At 57.8% G+C, this 1201-nt stretch carries 2 protein-coding genes; both read left to right on the plus strand.

Annotated elements, in window-relative coordinates; translation table 11 throughout:
- The first annotated feature begins 238 nt into the window (after positions 1-238).
- On the plus strand, positions 239-580 hold the full coding sequence (locus tag EJI01_RS28325; protein ID WP_126840407.1) for a hypothetical protein: 342 nt from the start codon (positions 239-241) through the stop codon (positions 578-580).
- A gap of 70 nt (positions 581-650) precedes the next feature.
- Positions 651-920: a hypothetical protein gene (locus EJI01_RS28330; RefSeq protein ID WP_126840408.1), complete on the plus strand. Its 270-nt coding sequence runs from the start codon at positions 651-653 to the stop codon at positions 918-920.
- Positions 921-1201 lie beyond the last annotated feature (281 nt).

The raw sequence follows: 1201 nt of genomic DNA on the forward strand, positions 1-1201 counted from the left end.
CCGCTCAAGATAATTGTCGCTGGCCACTCCAGCAATCGGAGAGGTGAGTTACAGCCGCACGGGCATGAGTGCGTCGCGGTACTGAGATGAACGAACGGCATGATCGCAATGTACGCGATGGGTCGCAAGCAGGTCGAACAGCCGGTTTCGCGAGACCGCTACTTCCGCTCAGGGCCCGAAGCTCCAGAGGCCGTGGCAGGCTACAGTCGGCCAGGAGCGGTCATTGAATGGAGAACGAATGAACCCTCAAGGCTTTCGCGAATATGCAATGGATTTGCACCAAGGCCACGTTTCGCAGGCCTGTTTTCTGGAGCTTCTGCGGGTCGACGGTGAGGATAGTGCAAGTGCGGCGAGTTCGCTCGGCTCCTTTCTTAGATGTCTGAAGGCCGTGGTTCGTCGCGGCGATGTGGTGCACTCGTACCATCCCAAGGCGGGAGAAGTTCAGCTGCGGACTATTGAAGAGCTCGACGCGTGGTGCGAGGAATTCTTCCCGTGCGCGTTCTCGGTATGGTCGAATCTAGTGTGGAGCAGCGAGAAACGTGGGTGGGTGAGATTCGGCGATACGTTGCCATCCTTATGACTTCCGAAACTGAGATTCGGATTGTCATCAGGCCCTAGATTTGCACGACTGGGGTCGGCCAGGAACTTCAATGACCGCTTGGGTGCTTCTAATCCTCACCGTTGCTTGCGGCATGCTGACGCTCGATGCTTTTCGCATGGGAGCGCCACTAGTTGAGCTGTCCTCTCGATTCTGGCCCAAAGAATGGAAGAGGGGACAGGGGCATCTCACGCTTGCGGAACAGGAGCGGCTCCAGCGGCTGACCCTTTGGTCATCTCTGGGCGCGGGCTGGTTGGCTTGGGTATTTCTCGCGATGACCCTTCTGTTGGCGATTCTCACGGCGAGAGCCTTCTGGCTCTGAGGCTGGTCCATGCCTGTCGTAAACGGCAGCCTCGGTCGTGCCTCCTGTGGCAGGATGTGGGCAAGAAACGGACCTGGGACAGTGAGCCTTGTCAGGACGGAAAACTAGCGCGACATCAACAGCCTTTCACCTCATGCATACTGACCCAGTATTCAATGCCCTGCTCGCTGCTGTGCTTGGTGTCTTCGCTGCTCTTTACTTTGGGGCCGACCGTCCCTGGGAATACAAAGGGGTTCTTTTCGGTGTGGCCGTCGCCTGCGCTGTCCTGGGCTTCTTTTGGG

Origin of the sequence: Variovorax sp. MHTC-1 (genome assembly GCF_003984645.1) — a bacterium.
In the GTDB taxonomy this organism is placed as follows: domain Bacteria; phylum Pseudomonadota; class Gammaproteobacteria; order Burkholderiales; family Burkholderiaceae_C; genus Variovorax.